Raw genomic sequence first — 24,682 nt, 5'->3', positions numbered from 1 at the left:
TCACTCTCGTCTGGAATTTCCCACGGCAGAGCGCACCGCGGGCATCTTTCGATCGTGCGCCGATCGCCACTGGTCTCGCTACGGCCGTTGGTCATCATGATCATCACCCTGGCTTCAGGGCGAGTTCTCGAGTTCGTTTCGAAGGTTCGTGACGATTCCCTCGGCCCATTGTTCGATGTCGGACCAATCTCGCGCGTCACCGTACTTGCCGCCCATGAGGGCAAACACGCATCGCCCGAACAGTGGCCAATCGCCGCGTCTGACTACGCCGGCAAACTGTCGATGGTCGCGTAGGTCAGACCCTGACCTGAGTCGCGCGACGGTATTCGGCTCCCTGGCCGTCGCGCGAATGCGCCGCGTAAGTCGGTCAGCAACAAGACTCGATGTCTCGCCCCAGGTGGACACCGAGAACGCCCACACCGGTGGTACCTGTTCGCCGGCGAGCAGTCGATCCACCGCCGTGCGAGCCGGGGGCAACCAGTCCCGATCGTGTACTGCACTGCCCAATATCACAGCGTCGAACCGGCCGAGATCTGAATCTTGTTCCGTCGAAACAATTTTCGTGTCCGCTCCCAGATTCTCACAGCATTCTCCGATCCTTCGGGCGATTCCTTCCGTGGATCCTTTGGCGCTCGCGTACTCGATCAGAATTCGGGGCATCGTCATTCGCCCCTGTCCGGGAGCGGAACGGACCACACCAGGGTGGTGCCAGACCGGGTAGTCGTTCGCACATCGAATGTTCCGTCGAGTTCAGCTGCCCGCTCAGCCAAGTTGCGTAGTCCCCGCCTGTGGATTCCCAGCGGAATCCCGACTCCGTCGTCGGCTATCGTCATCGTCAGATCATCGAGCACCTCGACGGCAACCGTTGCCGACGACGCCTGCGCATGCTTGACCACATTGCTGAGTCCTTCACGCAGTACGGCTTCGACCTGGTCTGCGACCTTCGGACCTATTACGGTCAGTGGACCTTTCACCTGCAAAGAGACCTTCAAGTCGGTGTCCGCGGTAACCTCGGCGATCACGCTGTGCAGACGGCCGCGAAGGGTGGGGACTTCATCCCCGAATGCATGCAGATCGAAGATAGTCCTACGTATGTCCTGAATGATGTCCTGCAAATCGTCAATAGTTGCCGTGAGCCTGCGCTGAACCTCCGGTGTCCGCGCACGTTGCAAGGTGCCTTGAATCGACAACCCGACGGCGAATACGCGTTGAATGACGTGATCATGGAGGTCACGCGCGATCCGATCACGGTCGGCGAGTACGTCGAGCTCACGTAACCGACGTTGATTGTGGGCCAGCCGAAGCGCGACCGCTCCTTGATCGGCAAATGCCGACATCTTCTCCACGTCGTCCGGTCGGTAAGCTTGGGATTCCCGAACTTTCAGGACAGCCAGTACTCCTGAGACCTGTTGTCCATCGCGTAGAGGGAGAACGATTGCCGGACCGTAATCGTGTTCGTCATCAAACCCCGGATCGAATGCCAGCGAGTTCGTGCTGATCGGCTTCTTCAGCCGGTAGGCCTGCCCTGACGTGGAGCAGTCCAACGGAATGCCGTGGCCGACGAGTAAGTCGGTGCCAGGGCCGCTCGCGACCGTGATGACCAATTCGACAGGATCAGCGGACGTCAGTTCCGGATCAGGTGGCACTGCCAGGAACGCGCAATCCGATTGTGTGAGTGACAGAGATCTGTCGGTGATGAGCTGAAGAACCGCGACTGGATCCGCACCTGCAAGCAAGGCCGTGACAACCTCGCCTGTCGCATATTGCCACTGTTGCTTGATGTTTGTCTGTGCGTAGAGCTGTGAGTTTTCGATCGCGATCCCGGCTGCCGACGCGAGGATCTTCACGATCATCTCGTCGTGCTCGGTGAAGGACTGCCCGTTCGTCTTCTCTGTGAGATAGAGATTGCCGAACACCACCCCTCTGGTTTGGATGGGTACACCGAGAAAACTGTGCATCGGGGGGTGGTGGTGAGGGAACCCGACAGACGCCTCGTGCTGGGACAGATCGTCCAGACGCAAGGGTTTCGGGTCCGAAATCAGCACGCCGAGCACACCACGACCACGCGGGAGGTCCCCGATCTGCGCGCGAGTCGCCTCGTCGATTCCCTCGAACACGAATTGCTTCAACTCGTGACCTTCACCCAGGACACCGAGCGCACCGTGTTTTGCGTCGACCAAGGAAATTGCGGATTTGACGATGGTACGCAGCGTTACATCCAGATCAAGTCCTGCCGAGACTGCAAGCAACGCTTCCAAAAACCCGTCGACGCGAATGAGTTCGTCTGATCGGGCATCACATTCGTTTTGAGGATGCCCGAACAGTCTTTCGTGATCCAGCTCGTCGTTAGTCATTGCGGTGGCAGATGCTCATGCATTTTCGTAGCGAGAATCGCAGCTTGGGTGCGACGTTCGACACCCAGTTTGCTCAACAAACGCGAGACATAGTTTTTCACGGTCTTCTCCGCCAGGAACATCCTCGCGGCAATCTGCCTGTTCGTCAGACCCTCACCCAGTAGACCCAGTAACACGCGCTCCTGATCGGTCAGTTCTTCGAAGGGGCCGTTCTTCTCCGCCGCATCGGTCCGAAGCTTCGCCATCAGCGCCGCGGCGGCACGGTTGTCGAGCAGCGACTTTCCCGATCCGACGTCATGGACGGCACGGGTCAGATCCAGCCCCTTGATGTCTTTCACGACATACCCACTGGCTCCGGCCAGGATCGCGTCCAGCATCGCCTGATCGTCTTCGAAGGAGGTGAGTATCAAGCAACGAAGTGCGGGCAATTTCGACAGCAGTTCCCGGCACAGTTCGATCCCGTTTCCGTCTGGCAGGCGAACGTCGAGGACCGCGACATCAGGCACAAGAGCCGGGATCCGCGCCAGCGCATGCGCGTAGCTCGACGCTTCACCGACGACGCGGAGATCCGGATCGTCGTCGAGCAACTCCGCAAGACCACGACGTACAACTTCGTGGTCGTCGACCAGAAATACGTCGATCATCGATACGTCCGTTCTCCCGCGTGGATAGGTGCGATTACCCACACTTCCCGGCTACCCATCGCAGAGTGAACGAATCAGTAACTCGAGAAGACGTCGGTCACGGGCCGGCGCGGCGTCGGTTGTGGGCGGGTACCGGTCGGGGCCCGGCCGATACGCACGAGCATCTGCGGTGTTCCGATTTCGGGCACCATCCGTTGAATTATCGAACGACTTCTCGGCACCTCGGTCACATGCGACAACGGACACGTCGCTGCCCCTCGCACCGTGGCTTCGAGCAGAATTGACGAGAGGGCGTGGCCACAGCGCAACCAGTCCATGCGACTGTCCGATGGCGTACCGAGCGCGAGCACTGTCGACTCGTCGGCGAATCCTGTCGGATCGGTCGGCGCATTCTGCCGCGTGGGAAAGGTTCGGCCGATCGGAACCCCACCTGAACCTGCCACCAGCGACGTCTCCGGGATCCCTCCTGATGTCATGGAATGCCCAGCCCACCAATGCAGCTCGGTTTGATATTCCACGTCGTAACGTCGAGCAGCCGCTGTCGACCGCGTTGCCTCGACAAGACCTTCCCTCTGGGCTTCATCCAAGGCGATAACGCTGACGTTCAACTCCTGCGCCTGGTCGACAGCGCTCTCGACCAGAGAGCTGATTTCGTCGAAGATGCCGAAGGCCCGGCGATCAGTCCGACGACGGCGAATCGCCGTCAGCATGTCGAAGTCATGTGAGCGCGGACGCGCATCACGCCGGAAGCCGATCGTGGCAAGCAAGTCCGGGGACATGGCGCGGCGTTCGTATCGAATGTCAGTAGTCCACCGCAACCCAAGCAAACCAACACTCAGATGGTGCAGCGCGGCACCGCAACTGATGTGCAATTGGCGACCGGTGGGATCAGCCGCCGGAAGTAGCCTGGTGCGGTCACCGAAAAGCTTCAGCTCACCACCAGAGTGCTCCCATCGCCACGGCTGGCTGTTGTGCAAAGAGGGTGCCCGACATGCTAACTCGACGGCAAGCTGCAACACGCTCGAATCGGGTCTGGTGATGTCCATTTCCCCTTCTCCTCCAGTGTCAACCGAACAAAGCTTCCGGATACTGCTGTCAGTAGAAGCGTCGCAGCACCGAGGCATCTACAGAAGTGCCGATTGTCACCGCCTCACAGATATCGGAAACCAGATAACGCGCAGAAGGGGAATGACACCGGAAATGACTTTCTCCTCTGCTATCAGGACTGCCACTAGCCGACGATTCAATAACAGTCCCGTCGTTCTTGCCGCGAGCCGAAGGAGATCAGCCGTGAGAATCAAACCCCCTGTAGTTGTCGGATACGACGGATCGGTGCAATCACGTCAGGCAGTGTCGTGGGGTGCGCGCGACGCTGCTCTTCGCAGCGCGCCCCTGCTTGTAGTGACCACCATGTTCACCCCCTCGAACTACGGTGTTCCGATCGGCATGCCTGCTCTCTACTTCGATGAGCAGGCGGCATCGGCGAAAAGACGCTTGGCGGACGCTACCGAACTGGCGACCGATGCAGCGGGAGAGCATGAACTCGACGTCGACGTCGAACTTGCCAGCGATCCACCTGTCGTTGCACTCCGTGAAATCTCCAAGACTGCAAGATTATTGGCTGTAGGAACCCGGGGTCATGGTGAATTCACGGGCGGGTTGGTAGGTTCGGTGAGCTCGTCCCTGGCGGTGCACGCACTGTGTCCCGTGGTCGTCCTTCGTGGAAACTTCGACGAGGACCAAGACGCCGACACGCGTCCTGTCGTCGTCGGTGTCGACGGAAGCGTGCACAGCGAACCCGCTATCGCTGCAGCTTTCGAGGAAGCCTCGCTGCGAGGGGTCGACCTCGTCGCGGTGCACGCCTGGTCGGATGTGGCTCTCGACGTTGTTTTCTCGAAGTTCAGGGATGCCGATTGGGAGGCACGGCAGAACACCGAACAGGCGCTCACGGCGGAAAGCCTCGCCGGATACGGTGACCGATACCCGGACGTACGTGTGACAACCATTGTGGTCAAGGACAAGCCAGGCAAGAATCTGATCGACCATTCCGGACGCGCACAATTGATTGTTCTCGGTCGCCGTGGGCGCGGCGGATTCAGTGGAATGCTCCTCGGAAGCACCTGCCGAGAAGTTCTACACGAGGCACAGTGTCCACTGATGATCGTCAACAGTCATCGGTGACCGACGTGAGCCACAGCGCCCGACCTTCGGCATCTATGACAGCGTGGCAGGCACGCAACCCCGGAACGATCAGAACCCATCCCCTGGTCGAGGTACGGACCCTGCGCCCGACGATCGGAGTCGGCGAAATTCTGGTTCGAGTTCTCGCGTGCGGGGTGTGCCGCACCGATCTCCATGTCGCCGAAGGTGATCTACCGGCACACCGGGCCTGCGTGATCCCGGGCCACGAAATTGTCGGGGTGGTCGAGGAGGTCGGAAGCAGCGTCGAGTCGTTCGCTCCAGGTGACCGCGTCGGAATTCCCTGGCTGCATTCGACGTGCGGCCGATGCCGTTACTGCCTTCGCGGCGCAGAGAACTTGTGCCCGCATTCGACGTACACCGGATGGGATGTCGATGGCGGATACGCCGAATACGTCTGCGCATCAGCAGAGTTCGCGCTCTCCCTGCCATCCGGATACTCCGATGTCGAACTGGCGCCGCTACTCTGCGCAGGAATCATCGGGTTTCGTGCCCTGAACCGTGCGTCCCTGCCAGAGGATGGTCGACTGGGAATCTACGGCTTCGGCGGCAGCGCCCACATCGCCGCCCAGGTAGCACTTGCCCGAGGAGCAGAAGTACATGTCATGACACGCAGCAAATCTGCGCGTGCCCTTGCGACCAGCCTGGGTGCCACCTCCGTACAGGGCGCGTACGACCGCCCTCCAACGGTGCTCGATTCGTCCCTCCTCTTTGCACCGGTCGGTGACCTCGTTCCCACCGCACTCGAAGCGTTGGACCGAGGTGGAATCCTCTCGATCGCCGGCATACACCTCTCGGACGTCCCGTCTCTGAACTATCAGAGGCACCTGTTCTACGAACGCGAGATACGTTCGGTCACAGCGAATACTCGCCGCGATGCCGTCGAATTCCTCGACTTCGCCGGGCGCCATCACCTGGACATCAGCACCGTCGCCTACCCTCTCGACCAAGCCAATCGCGCCTTGGTCGATCTTGCAGCAGACAGAACTATCGGTGCCGCAGTGCTCGTGCCATGACAACCCAGGACCGCAATACACCACGATGAGCGATGAACAGACGGCCGAAAAGACCCAGCCGCTAGGTCAGTTGGACTGTGGCGCCCGGGTGAAGTTGCACGACCTGACCACGGCACTCGACCTCGATTGGTGGCTGCGTCCCCGCCGCGGCGCTGACCCGCACTACCTTGCGATTGATACACAGACGCAGTCGATGGCCCCGGTAGAAAATGGGAAACTCGAGGGTGCCTAGTTGCTCCGGCCAGTGCGGGGAAAAGATAAGGCGGTCACCTCGCGTCTCGAGCCCGGTAAAACACCGTTGCAGCAGATCGACACTGCCGGCCATGGCAGCTAAGTGAATTCCCTCCGCGGTGGTTCCCCCCTGAATATCGGCGATGTCGGATTTGAGCGCCAGGTCGAAGAACTCCATCGCTCGATCGCGGTTTGCTCGTGCCAGCACCCAGGAATGGACAACGCCACTCAGCGTCGAGCCGTGCGAAGTGCGTGCCATGTAGTAGTCGATGGTTCTCGGTATGGCGTCACCGGCGAACTCATAGCCCAAACCGTCGAGGATGTACCGTAACTCGTCGGAGGAGAGCAGGTAGAACAGCATCATGACGTCGGCTTGCTTCGATGCCTTGTAGCAGTTGACGTCGTCACCCTCGGCCTCGAGGATTCGATCGAGGCGTTGGATGTCGCCGTAGCGGCGGCGATACTCTTCCCAATTCAGTTCCGGAAGGTCGGCATATCCCTCGAACTGGCTGATGACCTGATCGTGAAACGGGACGAACATGTGGGCAGTGATATCCCTCCAACGATCGATTTCCACCGTGGTCAGTCCCAGCGCCTGAGTCAGGTCCGAGCGAATCTGAAGCGGGACCACGTCGAGCGCGTCGAGTGCCCGCAGCATCACCCAGACCGACATGACATTGGTATATGCGTTGTTGTCGATCCCACCGAAAGGGGCGTTCGGGTATCCGGAGTGGAACTCGTCAGGTCCGATGACGCCTCGGATGACATAACGACCGAGCGCCTGGTCGAAGGAGGTGAGGCTGGCATAGAAACGTGCAATTTCCACCAAAACCTCTGCACCGCAATCGATCAGGTACTCCATATCTCCAGTGACCTGATAGTACTGCCATACGTTGTAGGCGATCGCGATGCCGATATGGTGCTGGCGCCGACTTGGGTCCGGGTGCCAGCGACCGGATCTCGGATTGAGATGCAATTGCTGGCTCTCCTCCCGACCGTCACTGCCCGACTGCCACGGGAACATCGCGCCCTGGTGACCGGCTTCGCTCGCCGCCCGGCGGGCCTCCCCCAAACGGCGGTACCGATACCGCAGCAATGATCGGGTCAGCGTGGGCATCCGAAGGTTCAGCACCGAAAAAACGAACAACTCGTCCCAGAAGATATGGCCTCGATACGCCTCCCCATGCAGTCCGCGTGCCGGTACGCCTACGTCACGGTCGGCGCTGTTCGGTGAGACCGACTGCAACACGTGAAGGACATGGAACCGTACGACGCGCAGCGCGTGGCCGTGGCCCTCGAAGTCGATGCCCATACGGTCCCACAAAGACACCAGCGCCAGCACATGACGGTCGAGCACCACATCGAAACGGCCTAGCCGGGAGAGCCAGCGCTCGGCTTCGTCAGCCGGCTCGGACACCGCGTGATCACGGCCGGTGAACACAGTCACCATTTTCTCGAGAGTGACAGAACAGCCCGTGTCGAGGTCCACGGTGATGTCGTGCCCGATCCGGCCGCCGCCCTCGACTAGCCGGTATCGACTTGGGAAGGGATCGCCGTCACGCCACACCGTATTCCGGGCTGCCATCGCCACCGGTATTCGAGATTGGTTGGTCTGCACCACAAGCAGCACCGAGTCGTTAGAGAGTGCGGCGGCCTTCGTCAGTGCGAGGTGACGGCTGCTGAGTCCGCGGTAGCGCTCGACCAGTGTGTTTTCGACCGTGCCGTCGAGTTCCGAACGGATCTCGAGTCGGCCCGACCAGTTTTCGGCCACAATTGTCATCTCGAGGGCACAGGCATGCGAGAGGTGCATGGCAACAAATCTTCGCTGGACGATCGAGGTGGTGTAACCCGCGTTGTCGCGGATCCGGAAGCGGCGAGTGAGAATGGCCCGGCGAAGATCAAAGTACTGCTGGAACTCGAGCACTTCCGCAGCGTCGATGTCGAACCACGACCCGCCGTCGATCCGGAATGTCACCGGCAACCAGTTCGGCAGGTTCACCATGCTTTCGTTGTCGAGGGTGCTCCCGGTCATTTCGTCCTGGAGACGGTTGAATATGCCGGACGCGTACGTACCCGGGTAGTGCCCGGCACCTGCGGAGGATTCAGGTGCGCAACCGCGAGTGGCGACAGCACCGTTACCTACCGTGCAGAGTGCCTCTCGAAGTTTCTCGGCCTTCGGGTCGTACCCGTCGAAGAACACTGTCCAAGGATCACTCGGCTCCGGCACTGTCGCCGAATGGCTTCCCAGCAGATCGGCCAGCCATTGCAACAGGTGGCAGACCTCGTCGGGGCTGTCGACCGCGAATCTGGCAGCCGACCGTCGATCGCCGTCCTCGAAGTGGCGCACCACGATACCGACTCCGAGGTCCGCCACCGCGGAAAAGGCATCCTCGTCGGTGAAGTCGTCACCGATATAAATCGGCAGTACGTTGCCGGTGTCTGTGAGGTGGTCGAGAATCCAGTCCAGTGTCTGGCCTTTGTCCCAGTCGACGTCGGGGCGAAGCTCGACGACCTTGCGCCCGCTGGTGACACGGAGCCCGGCTCGATCCGCGACTTTGTGGACCGTGGCGACCACCTCGTCGACCATGTCCATATCCACCGTTCGGTAATGGACGGCAACAGTAAAATTCTTGTGCTCCAATACAACTCCCGGAACGCTGGACAGGCGGTCCCGAAGCATGTGCGTGGCACGTTCGAGATCCGGCACAGACGACAGGGCTCTGTCATTCCGGTAGTGATGTCCGCCTGGTCCGACGACTTCGAAACCGTGACTCCCCGCATACCAGATCCCGGTCATGCCAACTCGAGTCTGTATGTCTGACAGATCGCGGCCGCTGATCACACCTACCGGGCAGCAGTGTGCGAGCCGGGCAAGCTCGTGTGCGACACCGTCGACCAGGGTGGCAGCGGCCGGGTCGTTCACGATGTTCGAGAGTGTGCCGTCGAAGTCCAGGAAGACTGCTGGCTGCCGGGAACGCACAAGGGCGGTCAACTGATCTCGGGACGCCAAAGCTTCCGGTATCTCCGACATTCGGCGGCCGAGAGGGCTTGCCGGAGCCCGTGTCATCGAGTCAGCTCCAACGGTGTGTGCACAATGTTCTCTCTCCTGGTTTCCATGATGTCGGAGTGGTTCGGTGGCCATGCCTCAGTTGACCGGTCCCACCACAAACCCTGCTTTCGCAAGATCTGCAAACGCAGGGTCCGTGCGTGAACCGTCGTCCCGAACCTCGACGTATCGCGCGGAATACCCACGCGGGTCGGGGGTGCTGCCGACCTCCGGTCGCCTCTCGAGCACCACGGCGCCCGGCCACCGTGCATGCACAGCGGCACTCAAGAGCGTTCCGTCGACGACGCCTACCGAAATCGGGCCACCCTCACCGACCGCTACTACTCTCCGGCCGTCGGTCAACATCCACACACCGACGGGAAACGACCGAACCTCACCCGGTCCGCCGATGACCACCATCTCACCTATCGCGCTCACACAGTGTGCAGACTCCCGAGATTCCATTGTGCTTGTGCCCTCCTGCGTTGGCGTCATCGATCACACGGTGATCGTCACTCTCGACGTTAGTGGGATAACCCGCGTCAAACCCGTGCCGTCGGAACACAAGTGAGATGGTCCAAAGGCCCTTTTTCATGCACCTGGTGACTCTCGCGTCAGGCAAGTCGCCGCGGAACAATTCGAGTTGAAGGCCCCGCCCTCGAGTCGCGAGGCTTACGGCAGCAGCCAGATTCAAGCATCGGCACCAACCACTTGCACGGAGGCATTCATGAGGGCCCTGGTCACCGCTGCTAGTCGGCACGGCTCGACTACTGAGATCGCCGCCGTTCTCGCTGAAACTTTCCGTGGCAACGGCGTGGACGTTGATCTTGTCGCCCCAGGTGAAGTACATGAACTCACCGGTTACGACACGATCGTCCTCGGCAGTGCAGTCTATTACGGCCGCTGGATGAAAGAAGCCAAGGACTTCGCGGATCGCTTCTCCGATGCGCTGCGGCTACGGCAGGTTTGGCTGTTCTCGTCCGGACCGATCGGGCCGGACGAGCCCTCAGGCGGCGATCCCTCCGACCTTGCCTCCCTGGTTGACAAGACCGGCGCCGCCGAGCACCGATCGTTCTCCGGCAAACTCGATCGCACTGTCCTCGGATTCAGCGAAAAGCTCGCATCCCGGGCGGTGCACGCTCCGGAAGGGGACTTCCGCAATTGGGCGTCGGTGCGCAGTTGGGCAGAGTCGATTATCGACACACCCCGGCGAACACGCCACTTGGAACCGGAAGGCAACTCATGACCATGCGCGCACCGATTGTCGTCGGAGTCGACCGTTCCGACGCCGCATCGAACGCCGTTCGGTGGGCTGCTCGAGAAGCCGCACTACGGGCACGCCCACTGCACCTGGTCGCCACGATGCCCGGTACGGAAACTACTTTCCGAAACGCCGTAGCGCTGCAAGCACCTGAGTTCCCGGATCAACGCTACGAAGGTGAGGAACGGCTCTCGAAAGCCCATGCGGAGGCACTGAACTCAGCCGACTCCACACGACTCACCATCGTCAAGCACTTGAGATTCGGCAATGCTGTCGAACTGCTGCTGGACGAATCGCACGACGCCGCAATGCTTGTCGTGGGGTCGCACGGGCTTGATCAATTCGCATCAGGTGTTCTCGGCTCCACAAGCGCGGCAGTGGTGTTGCATGCTCCATGTCCGGTGGCGATCGTTCGACACATTCCTGGCGCGAACCGATCGCCGCTCGACGGTCCGGTGGTAGTGGGTGTCGACGGCACGGAAAACAGCGAACCTGCCATCGCCGAAGCATTCGAAGTTGCATCCCTGCACGGAGTCGATCTCGTTGCAGTCCATGCCTGGCGCGATTCTCATCTCACGACCGCCTTCACCTCCGACCCCAACGGTGTCGCCCTCGACTGGGACGCGATCGCTACCGCCGAACACGCCGTGCTCGCTGAACGACTCGCCGGGTGGAAAGAAAAGTACCCCGATGTCGCGGTTCGGCGGGTCGTCGTCAAAGACCGCCCTGCACGGCAGTTGAATGCCGAATCGACATCAGCACAACTCGTCGTCGTGGGACGACGCGGGCGCGGCGGAATTTCTTCGATGCTTCTCGGTTCCACAAGCCGGCACCTCATGCATACGGTGTGGTGCCCTCTGTTGATCGTCCATTCCCCCGTTGCATCCTAACCGAAAATCCGACAACAAATGAGCACATCAGACTGATCGGGCTGGCAATGACCACACACTTCGAACCGTCCGCATCCCCAGAGACATCGCGGTCCTCACAGCGATCGCTGACTGTCAACCGCCTCGCCGCCGAGTTCTCCGGACGCATCTCCCCGGAATGTATCGACATCGTCGTTGAAGGCTGTATTGCCGACCTGTCATGGGCATCGTCGAAGGCTCTCCCCGAATTGAGCGAACGCCTCGCTCGTCAACGGATCATCAGTTACCTCGACAGCAAGGCCAATAACTTCGACTGAGAGGGCGCCGTGAACGACGTCAAGGGAAAAAGTGCACTCGTCACCGGTGGCGCGCGCGGGATGGGCGCAGCTATAGCTAAAGCCCTGTCGGAAGAAGGTATCGGAGTCCTGATCGGAGACCTCCTTGATACGGAAGGCGAAAAAAGCGCAGCGAAGCTGGGCAACCAGGTGGCCTTCCAACGTCTCGACGTCACACAAACCGAGAGCTGGAAATCTGCCATCGACACAGCAGAAACGACATTCGGCCCCCTGTCCGTTCTCGTCAACAATGCAGGCATTCTCGAGTCCGGCAGCATTCAAGAGCAACATCCGACGCAGTTCAGACACGTCCTGAACACCAACCTGTACGGTGCCTGGCTCGGAATGCATTGCGCTGCACAGTCACTGATGAGATCGCACAGTGGCGCCATCGTGAATATTTCCTCCACCGCCGCTCTGACCGGCTACGGGGGACTCGGAGCGTACGTTGCAAGCCAGTGGGGCCTTCGAGGGCTTACGAAGACTGCCGCGCTTGACTTCAGCCCGTACAACATACGGGTCTGCTCAGTTCACCCCGGACCCATCGACAATGCAATGACAGCGCCGTTCGGTTCCTCATTCGTTGCCGGGCAACCGATCCCGCGCTGCGGAAGCCCTGGGGAGGTTGCCTCGATGGTGCGGTTCATAGTCTGCGAAGCGACGTACTCGACCGGCTCCGAATTCATCCTCGACGGCGGGTGCACATCGGGATTCACTCACCCCGTTCCCGATGGGAAATAACGATTCGCACCCAATGAGAAAATCCATTGACACGGAACCGATTTCGCGGGAGCGAATGGGCGGTTAGCTGCCTCTCGTCTCGGTGACCAATCTCGCGAACGAGGAAGCAGAGAAAAAAATAGAACAGACCCCGCTGACCGGGATGGGAGTCACAATCAGCGGGGCCCGGCACCGTCGACAACGTCGATGACGCGAAGATGAACTTAATGCCCCGCGTTGGGGTCCGCCACTTACATACCGGTAACTACGAGGTGGTCACAACCTCACACCGAGGTTACTTTCTGTCATGTCGGGACCGATACCGGTACCCGGGTAGGTACTTCTGCCCGTGTACATTGCTTTTTTCACTGGCAGTATCAGAACGTACCTCCACGCAGTGATCGAAGGTGATGGCATGTCGACCGTCAAGGCCCAACTGGACAATTGTCAGTTTCTGCTGAACCGCGCCCAGCTTGCCGGCAACGACGATGCGATTCGGCAGCTCTCGGAGCGCCGACTCACGTTGGTTAGGCAGCTAGCCAGCATAAGAACTCACCTTCACCTGGTGTAGGTACGCAGCCGGGCTGCATTGCAGCCCGGCTGCCCCGTGCCAATACCCCCGACCTCACACCGAGGCCAGGGGTATTAGCGTCATCCGCGCCGAGCACACGACACGGCGACCCACTATCCACACCAAGACTCGCCCCCTCATGTTGAATCTCGACACAACGACCATACGGTCGTCAACGACGTTTCGACGCAGGATCATTCGAATAGATGACGAAAGACCCATCATCAATTACTTTCGGCCAATCAGCACAAACGTTTCGTCGTGCGGTGACTCATCCGTATCAGACACGTGACGGTACCGATCTGGGTGGACTGATGTGTGCCGCAGCCGGCAACGACAGGTGCGTATCTGGGTGACCCATCTGGGCGGTCGTCAGCATCAGCCACGTGGATCGGTGCACGCCGAGACATCGCCAACCATTGACATCTCTCGCCCAACCTCGACACAGGTGCAGAGAAACCGTTGTAGCCCAACATCATTGCTGACATCAGACTAGAAGAATGAGGCTGAGGGCTCGGCTGAGCGAACCACTTCCGGGCAACCCGGTCAAGTTCGGAAGTTCACTCGTCATCGAATCGAGGACAGTTGACCCTACTGACCCCACCCGGTGAGGAGTGAAATCGGAGGCATCAGCAACCATTTCCATCACAGGAGTCAGCTATGAGCGTTCTTTCCCCCAGAAGCTCCCGCCCGGCAATGCTACCGGCGTGGCCGTCACTTCCCGACTGGTCCGATTTGATGGCCAGATTCGAGGCGATGCCGGCATGGTCCTCGCTCGAAGGCCACATGATTCGCGTCGAGGAACACCTCGAAAAGGGCCGATACGTCCTGCGCGCCGAACTCCCCGGAGTAGACCCCGAACACGATGTCGATATCAGCGTCCGCGACGGCCAACTGACAATCAAGGCAGAACGCACCGAGAAGCAGGAAGAGGGCACCCGGTCAGAATTCCACTACGGGAGCTTCTTCCGGTCGATGTCCTTGCCCACTGGCGCCCAGGAAGACGACATCGCCGCAACCTACGACGATGGCATCTTGATGGTGACGGTACCGGTTTCCGAAGCACAATCGCCGGAAAAGCACGTCGAAGTCAAGAAGGCAATCGCCAAGGGCGGCAAGAAGAACTGAACGATCAATCCTCTGTCCGTCAAGGCTGGTACAGTCCGCCGTTCTCGATCGAAGCAGGTATGCCTAAATCAGTGGTCTCCCTGATCGTTGCGCTCTGGCTCGCACTGGCAGCGGTAGCGGCGTGGAGCACCGTCGCCTTCGTGATCGCTACGCTCAGCGCCCTCACTCTGGGTCTGTGCACACCGGCGCGATTATCGAATCCAGCAACCAACAGCCAAGGCTGAAAACCACGAAAAGAACCTCACCACTAGTCAGTCCTCTTCGGATTCTTCCGGGCTGCCTTCGCCAGGATTCACTGGCGAAAGCCATTACCCACCAAAGAAACCAACCGATGCGGACGATATGTTGTCCACCGCATTACCGAGGAGATGAACACAATGTCATCTACCCACGCACCCATGCACACGCATCCAGACATCGTCGCACTGCGCGAGCGCCACGATCAGGTAGCCCAGGAACCTACCGCCCAAATCACCGACGGCATGATGATGATGTCCGGACTGTACGGCGCTGCATCCGCGTGGATCGTCGGCTTCGACAACCAAACTCCCCTGACCGTAACGAACCTGATCACCGGTCTGGCTATCGCAGTGCTCTCGGTCGCGTTCGCAACCGCATACGGCCGCAGTCACGGCCTGACCTTCGTCGCACCGTTACTCGGGATCTGGTTGATCGTCTCCCCCTGGATCGTTTCCGGTGTCGATACCAGCACGGCGATGATCTGGTCCAACTCCGTTGTCGCAGCACTGGTGTGCCTTCTTGGGCTTGCCACTGCAGCAGTAGGAATGGGACCGCGCATTCAACGACGGGAATCGCATGACCAGTGACCCGAACGCGATTGCCTCCGCCAAACAGAGACACGGTCACGTCGAATGGTTCAACCAGGCGAGCGGGTTCGGGTTCATTGCACCCGACGGCGACGGCCCTAGCGTCTTCGTGCACCATTCCGAGATCGCAGGAAGCGGTTTCCGCACGCTTGATGACGGAGAGCTAGTTACCTACGACCTCGACCTGACAACACACCCGCCCCAGGCCCGCAATGTCCACAAAAATACGCGTACCCGGCGCACACGAGCCGAAATAACGTGAACATCGTTGCGAACCAATATGGTCCGGTGCATCGGCGGGCAGAGGAGTGAGTCGAAATAAGAGCAGTTCCACCAGAACATCTGCGGGCAGACCGGAACAGGTCTTTCGGAATCGTCGAGAAGCAGGTCGCATGCTCGGGGAACTACTGACGGTTTACCGCGGCAACTCGGATGTCGTCGTCCTCGGCCTCGCACGCGGAGGCGTTCCCGTGGCATGGGAAGTAGCGGCAGCGCTGGACGCTCCTCTCGATGCGTTTGTCGTGCGCAAACTCGGCATCCCTGGGCATGACGAATATGCCATGGGAGCCCTCGCCAGCGGCGGGTCCGTGGTCCTCAACGACGACCTTCTCCGAGACCTCGCCATCTCCTCGGCGCAACTGAGCGAAGTCGTGGTCAAGGAAGGCCGCGAACTGGCACGACGCGAAGCCGTGTACCGGGAGAATCGGCCGCCACCCGAGGTCGCGGGCAAGACAGTGATTCTTGTCGACGACGGTCTCGCCACCGGCGCCAGCATCTTCGCCGCGGTCGACTCGATCCGTCGACAGGAGCCTGCGCGGATCGTCGTCGCGGTGCCAGCGGCACCAGAATCGACGTGCCGCGAACTCGGCGCAATGGTCGACGACATGGTGTGTGCGACCATGCCCTTTCCGTTCCGCGCGGTCGGCGCCTCGTTCTGGGATTTCAGCCAGGTGACGGACGAGGAAGTATGCACATTACTGCGCACCTCGACCCGCGGCAGGAACACAGATGGCGCCAGGATTCACGAATTCACCTCGGCTGCGGGAATTATTCGAATTGCCAGCGAAAGCGCGCCAAACGGTGTTCCCCCTCGTGACGCCCTACTCGATCTTGTCGGTGATGCACGCGTAGTGCTGATCGGCGAGAGTTCACACGGCACTCACGAGTTCTACGCTGCACGTGCCGAGATGACACGAATCCTGATCGAGGACAAGGGTTTCAATGCTGTCGCTGCAGAAGCCGACTGGCCGGATGCCTACCGAATCAACCGATATGCTCGCGGGCAGGGGCAGGACACTTCGGCGGAGCAGTCACTGCGCGGCTTCGAACGATTCCCTGCCTGGATGTGGCGCAATACGGAAGTACTCGACTTCGTTGCCTGGCTACGCGAGCACAACACGGCCAGCGCAGCAGTCGACGGTCACCAGGTGGGATTCTACGGACTCGATCTCTACAGCATGCACCGATCCATCCAGGAAGTGATCGAATACCTCGAACGCGTGGATCCGGATGCAGCACGACGCGCTCGTGATCGATATTCCTGTTTCGACCAGGTAGCAACAGAGGACGGTCAGTCCTACGGCTACGCAGCAGCTTTCGGCGCCGGCGAATCGTGTGAGACACAGGTCGTCGAACAGCTGAAAGATCTTCAGTGCCATGCCATCGACTACGTTGGCCAAGACGGCAGCGCCCCGGAGGACGAACAGTTCTATGCCGAGCGCAACGCGGCCACGGTGCGTGATGCAGAAGAGTACTACCGCACCATGTTCCGAGCCAGGGTCTCGTCATGGAACATGCGCGACCGCCACATGGTCGACACACTCGATGCACTGGTCAAGCACCTCGACATTGGGGCCGAAACGCCGTCGCGTGTGGTGGTGTGGGCCCACAACTCGCATGTCGGCGATGCCCGTGCCACCGAGGTGGGAGCGCACGGCGAGCTGACGGTCGGGCAACTGGTCCGCGAACGATATCCTGACACCTGTCGTCTGATCGGCTTCAGTACGTATGAAGGGACTGTCACTGCCGCCGGCGAATGGGGCGGACCGGCCGAACGCAAAGTTGTCCGCGCGGCCTTGCCCAGTAGCGTCGAGGAACTTTTCCACGAGGTCGGCAGAGGTTCATTCCTCATACGCACCCACCACGGACCTGCTGCCGACGCACTGCGGACTGCACGTCTGGAACGTGCTATCGGTGTGATCTACCGTCCCGAAACGGAAAGACAGAGCCACTACTTCCATGCCAGGTTGTCCGACCAATTCGACGCGGTGGTGCACGTAGATACGACAAGGGCCCTTGAACCGCTCGACCGCACAAGTTTGTGGATAGAAGGAGAACGGCCCGAAACCTATCCCTTTGCACTGTAACCCTTTACGCCGTGCCAGCCGGACATCTACCCCTGTCACTGACTCCATGCGAGAACTACTGCGATGATCGCGATGTCGACGGCGACGGCGACGGCGACGGCGAACGAGAGCCGGCGGGGAAAGAAGACAGGATTCGGGAGGTACTGCGGGCCCTGTTCCACGGATCTTCCGATACCCGATATCGAACGGTCCGAACCTGAGGTCGGTAACCACAGTGTGCGCAACACCGGGCAGATGTTTGTCGACTTCATGCGCGTTCGATCCCGACGAATACCGCGGTTCCGGACTCCTTCGCCGAGGCGCGCAACAGAATCCTTCCGACATCATCACCGCGAGGCCAGATTGGCGGTACACGGACGTACGCAATCGAGCTGCGGGGAGACCAGGGCACCGGCCTTCGTCCGGTATACCTCGGCGGGAGTGGTGAAGTACTCGTCGTGGCGCTGGTGGAAGTAGAACCGGCCCCGTATGGCGGTGGCGATCAGCATGACCATTCCGATCAGCGATAAGACACCCCACCGACGAGCAAGACTATTTTGTGCCGGTATTCACTTGAACCGCCTTCCGACAGGGCATTCCCACACGGTGTCCATCCGCTGGCAGCGAGATGCGATCGACCAGGGCCGCACGGTGATCACCGGCCACACCGCAATCGAGCGCCTCACCGGGGTACTCGGTCGCAACGGTCATGAGGACAGCAGTGAGGGAACTGGCAGAGAGGAGCCGCTGGTTTCCTACATTGCTAGAGATGCATCGGATACCCCTGAAAGCGAAGGCAGCGTACATGTTCGCCGAGGAAGGGGAACAAATGCGATCTCAGGACGGTATGCGAGTGGAAACGTAGTCAGTGATATTTGCCAGCGTGACTAGTGCGGCATAGTCGGACTCCGGAATATCGACTCCGAGCCTCGAGTGCAGTCTGACAAGGAAATTCAGCCAGTCCATCGAATCGAGGTCCACTTGACTTCGAAGCGATTGATCGCGGACGAGTTCGCTGTCGTCGATTTCGGGTGCGATGTCTTGCAGCGCCGCGATCACCGACGTCTCGATGTCGGATGCGTTCACGTTCAGCTCCTTTACAGATCTTGCGGATGTTGCAGCAGTTCACTGATTGCGGTCAGGAACTGAGCTCCGCGATGCCCGTCGGAAGCTCTGTGGTCGGCTGCGAGCGATGAGGTGACCACTTTGTGAACACACAGTTTTCCGTCATCAACCCACGGCCGCTCGGCGATCTGGCCGAATCCGACCAGCGCCACTTGCGGCGGGTATATGACTCCGAGGACTGCTTCGACGCTGCGTTCGCCCAGGTTCGTCACCGTCAGTGTCGGATCCGACATCTCGGAGCTGCGCATCGACCCGGCACGTGCGCGTGCCACCAAGTCTGTCAACTCGGTCATCAGTTGTCGGAGGGGTTTGTCAGCGGTGTCGTGAATGGCCGGGGCGACCAGACCTCCTTGACGCAGAGATATCGCAACACCCACGTGCACGGACTTGTGGGTTCGGAACTCGCCGTCCTGCCAGAACCCGTTCATCTCGGGGAAGCGTTGCGCTGCAAGTGCAACCGCCTTGAGTTGCAGCACAGCGGCCAACAGGCGCTCAGTCACCGGGCGACCGGTGTTTTCACGTTCGAGCCAAGCGGCAGCTGCTTCCAAGGGGATGTGGTCGGTCAAGTAGTAGTGCGGTATCTCGCGCTTGGACCGGCTCATCGATGCTGCGATTGCCCGGCGCATCTCCTTGGCCTTGTCTGCGGCAACGACCTCGGTCGGTTCCGAAGTCCTCGAATGCGCGGCATTGAGCACATCGTTCAGTGTTACTGACGAGAGCGGTCCTGTTCCCTCGAGTGAGGCGATGTCGATGCCGAGTTTCTCAGCTTCTCGGCGCGCCACCGGGGATACACGAATTCGTCGTTGCGGTTCCGCTTTGTCCTGCAATGGTTTCGGCTCCGGAGCCGTGTCGGGAGCGGACTCGCCTGGTGCGAGGAGCGTTGCCATGGCAGTCCCCACCGACACGGTCGTCCCGGGTTCGATCAGCAATTGATATATCGTTCCTTTCTGCCAGATTTCCACGTCCACTGCTGCTTTCACGGTGTCTACCGTTGCGACGGCTTGACCGCGTTCGACTTCCTCGCCCGGCTTGACCAGCCAGTCGGTGAGTGTGCCCTCCTCCATATCGGAGCCGAGGGAAGGCAGTACGAAATCAAACATGGGGGTTCCTCACGTCACCGATCACCTGTCACGTTCCGCGCCGTGGACACGATCGTCTCTATCTGCGGGATAGCAGCCTGCTCGAGGTGTTTCGGGTACGGCACGGGAACTTCCGCGCTGCATACTCGACGCGGTGGCGCGTCGAGTTCGTAGAACGCTGTCTCCACGATGCGAGTCATAACTTCAGATGCCAGACTTCCACTGCGCCAACCTTCGTCGACGACCACAGCTCGGTGAGTCTTGCTCACAGATGATGTGATTGCCTCGGTATCGAGTGGTCGTAGGACGCGGAGGTCGAGCACCTCGGCATCAAGGCCCTCCTCGGCGAGTGTGTCTGCTGCAGCCAAGGTCTTGGGCATGGACCCGCCGTAGCTGATCAAGGTGATGTCCTTGCCGACTCGACGAACCTTCGCGGAGTCGATATCGACGGGCTGCGGCCAGTCGATATCTGCGACACTGTTGTATAGCCCGACGTGCTCGAAGATGATCACCGGATCCGGATCCGCGAGGGCTTGGGCGAGCATGCCGCGGGCGTCGGTCACCGTTGCGGGAGCGAGCACACGAATCCCGGGGATGTGGGCATACCAATTCTCGAGACTGTGGGAGTGCTGGGCCGCAAGTTGTCGACCTGCACCGGTAGCCATCCGGATAACGACCGGCACCGAGAATTGTCCGCCGGACATGTGTCGTATCGACGCTGCTGTGTTCACGATCTGGTCAAGTGCCAGCAAGCTGAAATTGACCGTCATGATTTCGACGATCGGCCGCATCCCACCGATCGCCGCGCCGATCCCGACACCGACGAATCCCAATTCCGACAGTGGCGCGTCTCGGATACGGTCGGGTCCGAACTCGGCGAGCAGCCCTTTCGAGACTGCGTACGTGCCTCCGTAACGACCGATGTCCTCCCCCATCAGGAAGACACGGTCATCTGCCGACATCGCTTCGCGGATCGCCTCCCGCATCGCTTCGCGGTAACTTGTCTTCATCAGATCTCCTTCGCCGCATCCGCGGGAGTCAGGACATCTCGCAGGAGGTCCTCGGGTGACTCCCAGGTGCCGGCTTCAGCGAAAGCGACAGCGGCGTCCACTTCCGCTGCTACGGCATCGTCGATTCGAAGGAATTCCGTCTCGCTGAACAGGCCCAGCCCTTTCAGTCGAGCTGAGAATGTGTGGATCGGGCCACGTGCCTTCCACGCGTCGACTTCCGCTTTGTCTCGATACAGTTCCGGATCGAACATCGAGTGCGCGCGGAAGCGGTAAGTCTGAAACTCTACGAAGTGAGGCCCCCCAGTTGCCCGTACATGGGCCGCGCCCGCCCGCGCGGCTTCGAGGCTCGCAATGACATCCATTCCGTCGGCCCGCAGGGTCGGGACGTCGAAGGAAGCAGCCTTGACGCACAAATCTGTCTGGGACTCGGACCGTGCGAGTGCGGTACCCATGGCGTACAAGTTGTTCTCACAACAGAACAGCACCGGAAGTTGCCACAGGGATGCCAGATTCATCGATTCGTGGAAGGCTCCTTCGGCCATGGCTCCTTCTCCGAAAAAGCAAGCGGTAATGCTCTTTCGTCCCTGCATCTTGTCCGCCATCGCCAGCCCTACGGCAAGGGGGATGCCGCCGGCGACGATAGCGTTGCCACCGTAGAAATGTGTCTTCGCGTCGAACAGGTGCATGGAGCCGCCCCTGCCTCGCGAGCAGCCCTCGCGTTTTCCGAACATTTCCGCCATGATTGCGTTCATCGGCACCCCATGGATGAGTGCGTGGCCGTGTTCGCGATACGTGGCAACCACCGAATCTTCTGGCAGTAATGCGTGTAGTGCGCCAACTGCGACAGCTTCCTCGCCGACGTACAGGTGCAGGAACCCGCGAATCTTCCCCGCGCCGTACAGTTCTGCGGCCTTTTCTTCGAGTCGTCTGATACGGAGCATGTCGGTGAGAAGCTCGACTGCGAAGGCCTTGTCGTAAGCAAAGGTGTTCACAGTCATTCACCTTCGCTCGTCTGCGTCGACCTACTGTCGTCGCTCTCGAGCGTCGATGTGTCACCCTCCGGCAACCCGAGTTCTCTGGCCTTGAGCAACCGCCGCATGATCTTGCCGCTTCGTGTGTGGGGCAGCACGTCGACGAATTCGATTTCTTTGGGTGCGACCGCGGCTCCGAGCTTTGTTCGTGCATATCCGAGCAGTTCTCGACGGAGCGCGTCGTCGGGCTTCCACCCACTCTTGACCGCCACGAAGGCTTTCACAACCTCGCCGACGATCGCGTCCGGTTTTCCGATCACTCCTGCTTCGGCAACCGCCGGATGCTCGGTGAGGACGTTTTCTACCTCGAACGGGCCGATAAGGTGCCCTGCCGATTTGATGACGTCATCAGCGCGGCCGACGAACCAGAAGTAGCCGTCGGCATCGCGTTTGGCGAGATCACCGGTCAGGTACCATTCGCCGGAAAAGCACTTACGGTAGCGTTCGTCGTCGTGTAGATACCCGCGGAACATGGCCGGCCACCCACGTCGGAGGGCGAGTTCACCCTCGACGCCGGGTTCTTCGACGACGGAGACCGTGCCGTCCGCGGATCGGGTGACGATACCGGCGTCGACACCGGGTAGCGGACGCCCCATCGACCCTGGTTTGATGGCGAATCCTGGGGTGTTGGCGATCATGATTCCGCCGGTTTCTGTCTGCCACCAGTTGTCGTGAATCGGGTGGCCGAGTACGTCTCGGCCCCACAGCACTGCATCGGGGTTGAGGGGTTCGCCGACACTGGCGATGAATCTCAGTGTCGGGAAGGAAAATTCGCGCGCAAGATCCGATCCGTATTTCATCAACATACGAATGGCTGTGGGGGCGGTGTACCAGACCGTCACCTTCAACTGTTCAAGGATGCGGTACCACCGCTCGGCGTTGAACTCTTCGGTGTCTACGACGGACGTGACGCCGTGCAGTAGCGGGGTGATGACGCCGTACGACGTTCCGGTTACCCAGCCGGGGTCGGCGCTGCACCAGTACGTGTCGGTCGAGTGCAGATCAAGCGCGTAGCGCCCGGTCGCGAAATGTGTTGCGACAGCGCCGTGGACATGGATGGCGCCCTTGGGTGTTCCCGTGGTTCCGCTGGTGAAATGAAGCAGAGCGATGTCGTCAGCGGTGGTCGGTGTGATCTCTGCATCGTCGTCGACTTCCGACATCGCGGTGTGCAAGTCGATCGTTCCTGGAAGGTCGGTAGGTGTATCACTTGTACCGATCAACAGCACGTGGCGCAGCGTCGGGAGATCTGCGCGAATCTTCTCCACACGTTGGCGGTAGAGGCGTTCGGTGGTGACGAGGACCCTGGCGCCACCGAGCCTGATACGGGTTGCGAGGGGTTCCGGACCGAATGCGGAGAACATCGGTGAAACGATGCATCCGTTGCGTAGTGCGCCGAAGAACACGGTGTACAACTCCGAAATGCGTCCCATGTAAAGGAACACCGGATCACCTTTGTCGACCCCGAGTTTCCGGAGCACATTGGTGAAGGTCCTCGACCGTTTGGATAATTCACCGAAGCTGATATCACTCGTTGTCAAGTCAGTGGACTCGCCCGAGGGCCCGATGACGCGGAAGGCTGTCTCGTCCCGCAGTGGTCCGTCGGCATGCCTGTCGACGGCATAGTAGGCGATGTTGCATCCCCCAGGGGCCCAACCGAGTTCACGGTTGATCTCGGTCCAGGAAAAGCGTTTCCGTTCGCCTTCGTAGTCCATGAAGTTCGGTGGACGATCGACGTTGAGTGAACGGTCGATGATATCCATGGGTGGCCCCGTCGGTTCGGCGTAGTGCGTGTCGATCGTTTAGGTTCACTTCCAGCGTTGTCCGTGCACTGTCAGCCGGATAGGGGCTAAGGACCGTAGGGGGCCTCTGAAAAGTCGCTGGCCGATGTCTGCGCGGCCCCTAGGGAATCGGATGCTCGTACGGTGCGGGGCCGCGCTCGCGCGGGTCGCAGAATCTGCATCAGCGGCGGTACACACGCCACTGCCAAGCACCGTGTGTGCACATGTCGAGCGTCGGCGCTACCCAGACTGGAATTGTGGCCAAACTGATGGTCCGGGGATGCACCTGAGCTGTTGAGGTATCTCGGCGTCAGCGTCACGACTTCAGGGACCTGAACAATGTCGTGCCGTCGACACGAGGATACGGTTTCGACACGGTGAACGTCCTTCAAGCGCCACTCACCCACAAGAGACCAGATATCACCTCTCCCTGAGCCAGACCCCCATTACCTGGAACGACGAGAGCGTCGACCAACATGCGCCGAAGATGACTTTCTCCTCTGATGTCGATACAGCGCTCCTCTCAGGATGGAAGAGCAGCCCACCGGAAGTTCGACCGCTACCGAGTCCCGCCGACAGTCGGAGGCATCACGTGAATACCAATCCACCCATTGTCGTAGGCATCGATGGAACGCCACAGTCGGATGAGGCTGTGTGGTGGGGTGCACGCGAGGCGGAGCTACGCGAGGCCCCGCTGCTATTGATAACCGCGTTTCTCACCCCCACCACCTACGGAACCACGTTCAGCATTCCAAACGTCTTCTTCGACGACCACGAAGGCAGAGCAGAACAGAGGTTGGCGCAGGCAACAATACTCGCCCGAAAAGCCGTCGAGGGCCATCCGCTGAACATCCACTGCGAACTGCGCACCGACCTCACGATTCCCGCACTCCGCCGCGCATCGCAGGACGCCGCGATCCCGATAGTCGGATCTCACGCGCAGAAGGAATCCGTTGGCAGCATCGTCAGCTCGGCGCTAGCTGTTCACTCATTGTGCCCCTTCATTATTGCCAGAGGATTGACTCAGACCCCGGCCAACCACTCTCGGCGCCCGATACTGCTGGGTGTCGACGGAACCGAGCACAGTCGACCTGCCATCACAGCAGCATTCGC

General features: G+C 60.3%; 23 protein-coding genes and 2 pseudogenes. 13 read left to right on the top strand and 12 right to left on the bottom strand.

The window, feature by feature from the left end:
- Positions 1–54: 54 nt before the first annotated feature.
- Positions 55–294 carry a hypothetical protein gene (locus C7T36_RS30650; protein ID WP_239654758.1) on the top strand — a complete coding sequence of 80 codons (240 nt, stop codon included), beginning with the start codon at positions 55–57 and terminating at the stop codon, positions 292–294.
- Positions 295–408: 114 nt separating this feature from the next.
- Here the strand turns inward: C7T36_RS30650 and C7T36_RS30645 are convergent.
- From C7T36_RS30645 to C7T36_RS21820, 4 genes and pseudogenes are all read right to left on the bottom strand, one after another.
- Positions 409–660, bottom strand: a pseudogene (locus C7T36_RS30645) (flavodoxin domain-containing protein); the annotation flags it as partial.
- A 2-nt stretch (positions 661–662) separates the two neighbouring features.
- Positions 663–2,354, bottom strand: coding sequence for a GAF domain-containing sensor histidine kinase (locus C7T36_RS21830; protein WP_084702790.1), 1,692 nt, complete (start codon positions 2,352–2,354; stop codon positions 663–665).
- Complete coding sequence (locus C7T36_RS21825) at positions 2,351–2,998, bottom strand: response regulator transcription factor (RefSeq protein ID WP_045067635.1); 648 nt, start codon at positions 2,996–2,998, stop codon at positions 2,351–2,353. The genes C7T36_RS21830 and C7T36_RS21825 overlap by 4 nt, the downstream gene beginning before the upstream one ends.
- Positions 2,999–3,072: 74 nt before the next feature.
- The gene (locus C7T36_RS21820) at positions 3,073–4,044 is read right to left on the bottom strand and encodes an Acg family FMN-binding oxidoreductase (RefSeq protein ID WP_045067634.1); all 972 of its coding nucleotides are present in this window, start codon (positions 4,042–4,044) and stop codon (positions 3,073–3,075) included.
- A gap of 244 nt (positions 4,045–4,288) precedes the next feature.
- Between C7T36_RS21820 and C7T36_RS21815 the strand changes: the two genes are divergently transcribed.
- Positions 4,289–5,179, top strand: a complete 891-nt coding sequence (locus tag C7T36_RS21815; RefSeq protein ID WP_045067632.1) for a universal stress protein — start codon at positions 4,289–4,291, stop codon at positions 5,177–5,179.
- Between the two features lie 35 nt (positions 5,180–5,214).
- Positions 5,215–6,213 (top strand): zinc-binding alcohol dehydrogenase family protein, encoded by a 999-nt coding sequence (locus tag C7T36_RS21810; protein ID WP_045067631.1) that lies wholly within the window; start codon positions 5,215–5,217, stop codon positions 6,211–6,213.
- 61 nt (positions 6,214–6,274) lie between these two features.
- Here C7T36_RS21810 and otsB read toward each other — a convergent pair whose 3' ends face one another.
- Both otsB and C7T36_RS21800 read right to left on the bottom strand, forming a co-directional pair.
- Positions 6,275–9,511 (bottom strand): trehalose-phosphatase, encoded by a 3,237-nt coding sequence (gene otsB / locus C7T36_RS21805; protein ID WP_045067630.1) that lies wholly within the window; start codon positions 9,509–9,511, stop codon positions 6,275–6,277.
- 78 nt (positions 9,512–9,589) lie between these two features.
- On the bottom strand, positions 9,590–9,985 hold the full coding sequence (locus tag C7T36_RS21800) for a hypothetical protein (protein ID WP_146153466.1): 396 nt from the start codon (positions 9,983–9,985) through the stop codon (positions 9,590–9,592).
- A gap of 232 nt (positions 9,986–10,217) precedes the next feature.
- Between C7T36_RS21800 and C7T36_RS21795 the strand changes: the two genes are divergently transcribed.
- From C7T36_RS21795 to C7T36_RS21755, 9 genes are all read left to right on the top strand, one after another.
- The gene (locus C7T36_RS21795; RefSeq protein ID WP_045067628.1) at positions 10,218–10,736 is read left to right on the top strand and encodes a flavodoxin domain-containing protein; all 519 of its coding nucleotides are present in this window, start codon (positions 10,218–10,220) and stop codon (positions 10,734–10,736) included.
- The gene (locus C7T36_RS21790; protein WP_045067626.1) at positions 10,733–11,641 is read left to right on the top strand and encodes a universal stress protein; all 909 of its coding nucleotides are present in this window, start codon (positions 10,733–10,735) and stop codon (positions 11,639–11,641) included. The genes C7T36_RS21795 and C7T36_RS21790 overlap by 4 nt, the downstream gene beginning before the upstream one ends.
- 47 nt (positions 11,642–11,688) lie before the next feature.
- Positions 11,689–11,937 (top strand): hypothetical protein, encoded by a 249-nt coding sequence (locus C7T36_RS21785; RefSeq protein ID WP_045067624.1) that lies wholly within the window; start codon positions 11,689–11,691, stop codon positions 11,935–11,937.
- Positions 11,938–11,946: 9 nt separating this feature from the next.
- A complete protein-coding gene (locus C7T36_RS21780; RefSeq protein WP_045067623.1) occupies positions 11,947–12,696 on the top strand; it encodes an SDR family NAD(P)-dependent oxidoreductase in 750 nt (249 codons plus the stop codon).
- A gap of 1,210 nt (positions 12,697–13,906) precedes the next feature.
- Positions 13,907–14,374, top strand: a complete 468-nt coding sequence (locus C7T36_RS21770; RefSeq protein WP_045067621.1) for an Hsp20/alpha crystallin family protein — start codon at positions 13,907–13,909, stop codon at positions 14,372–14,374.
- Between the two features lie 59 nt (positions 14,375–14,433).
- Entirely contained in the window at positions 14,434–14,598 is a 165-nt protein-coding gene (locus tag C7T36_RS30235) for a hypothetical protein (protein WP_045067618.1), read from the top strand.
- 174 nt (positions 14,599–14,772) lie between these two features.
- Complete coding sequence (locus C7T36_RS21765; protein WP_084702786.1) at positions 14,773–15,201, top strand: SPW repeat protein; 429 nt, start codon at positions 14,773–14,775, stop codon at positions 15,199–15,201.
- Positions 15,191–15,463, top strand: a complete 273-nt coding sequence (locus C7T36_RS21760; protein WP_045067616.1) for a cold-shock protein — start codon at positions 15,191–15,193, stop codon at positions 15,461–15,463. Before C7T36_RS21765 ends, C7T36_RS21760 begins: the two co-directional genes overlap by 11 nt.
- Positions 15,464–15,593: 130 nt before the next feature.
- Complete coding sequence (locus C7T36_RS21755; protein ID WP_045067614.1) at positions 15,594–17,567, top strand: erythromycin esterase family protein; 1,974 nt, start codon at positions 15,594–15,596, stop codon at positions 17,565–17,567.
- A gap of 35 nt (positions 17,568–17,602) precedes the next feature.
- Here the strand turns inward: C7T36_RS21755 and C7T36_RS21750 are convergent, their stop codons facing one another.
- The 6 genes from C7T36_RS21750 to acsA form a co-directional block, all read right to left on the bottom strand.
- On the bottom strand, positions 17,603–17,818 hold the full coding sequence (locus C7T36_RS21750) for a hypothetical protein (RefSeq protein WP_045067613.1): 216 nt from the start codon (positions 17,816–17,818) through the stop codon (positions 17,603–17,605).
- Positions 17,819–18,383: 565 nt separating this feature from the next.
- A complete protein-coding gene (locus C7T36_RS21745) occupies positions 18,384–18,632 on the bottom strand; it encodes an acyl carrier protein (protein WP_045067611.1) in 249 nt (82 codons plus the stop codon).
- Positions 18,633–18,643: 11 nt separating this feature from the next.
- The gene (locus C7T36_RS21740) at positions 18,644–19,771 is read right to left on the bottom strand and encodes a dihydrolipoamide acetyltransferase family protein (protein WP_045067610.1); all 1,128 of its coding nucleotides are present in this window, start codon (positions 19,769–19,771) and stop codon (positions 18,644–18,646) included.
- Between the two features lie 14 nt (positions 19,772–19,785).
- A complete protein-coding gene (locus C7T36_RS21735; protein ID WP_045067609.1) occupies positions 19,786–20,760 on the bottom strand; it encodes an alpha-ketoacid dehydrogenase subunit beta in 975 nt (324 codons plus the stop codon).
- Positions 20,760–21,758: a pyruvate dehydrogenase (acetyl-transferring) E1 component subunit alpha gene (pdhA, locus tag C7T36_RS21730; RefSeq protein WP_045067607.1), complete on the bottom strand. Its 999-nt coding sequence runs from the start codon at positions 21,756–21,758 to the stop codon at positions 20,760–20,762. Before pdhA ends, C7T36_RS21735 begins: the two co-directional genes overlap by 1 nt.
- Complete coding sequence (gene acsA / locus C7T36_RS21725; protein ID WP_045067606.1) at positions 21,755–23,551, bottom strand: acetate--CoA ligase; 1,797 nt, start codon at positions 23,549–23,551, stop codon at positions 21,755–21,757. The genes pdhA and acsA overlap by 4 nt, the downstream gene beginning before the upstream one ends.
- A 505-nt stretch (positions 23,552–24,056) precedes the next feature.
- On the opposite strand from acsA, the pseudogene C7T36_RS30820 reads away from it, so the two are divergent.
- Positions 24,057–24,572: pseudogene (locus C7T36_RS30820) on the top strand (universal stress protein); the annotation flags it as partial.
- Positions 24,573–24,682 lie beyond the last annotated feature (110 nt).

It is taken from the genome of Rhodococcus sp. AD45-ID, assembly GCF_003023755.1.
GTDB classification, from domain to species: Bacteria; Actinomycetota; Actinomycetes; order Mycobacteriales; family Mycobacteriaceae; genus Rhodococcus_F; species Rhodococcus_F globerula.
This window is presented reverse-complemented; position numbering and strand designations above follow the sequence as displayed.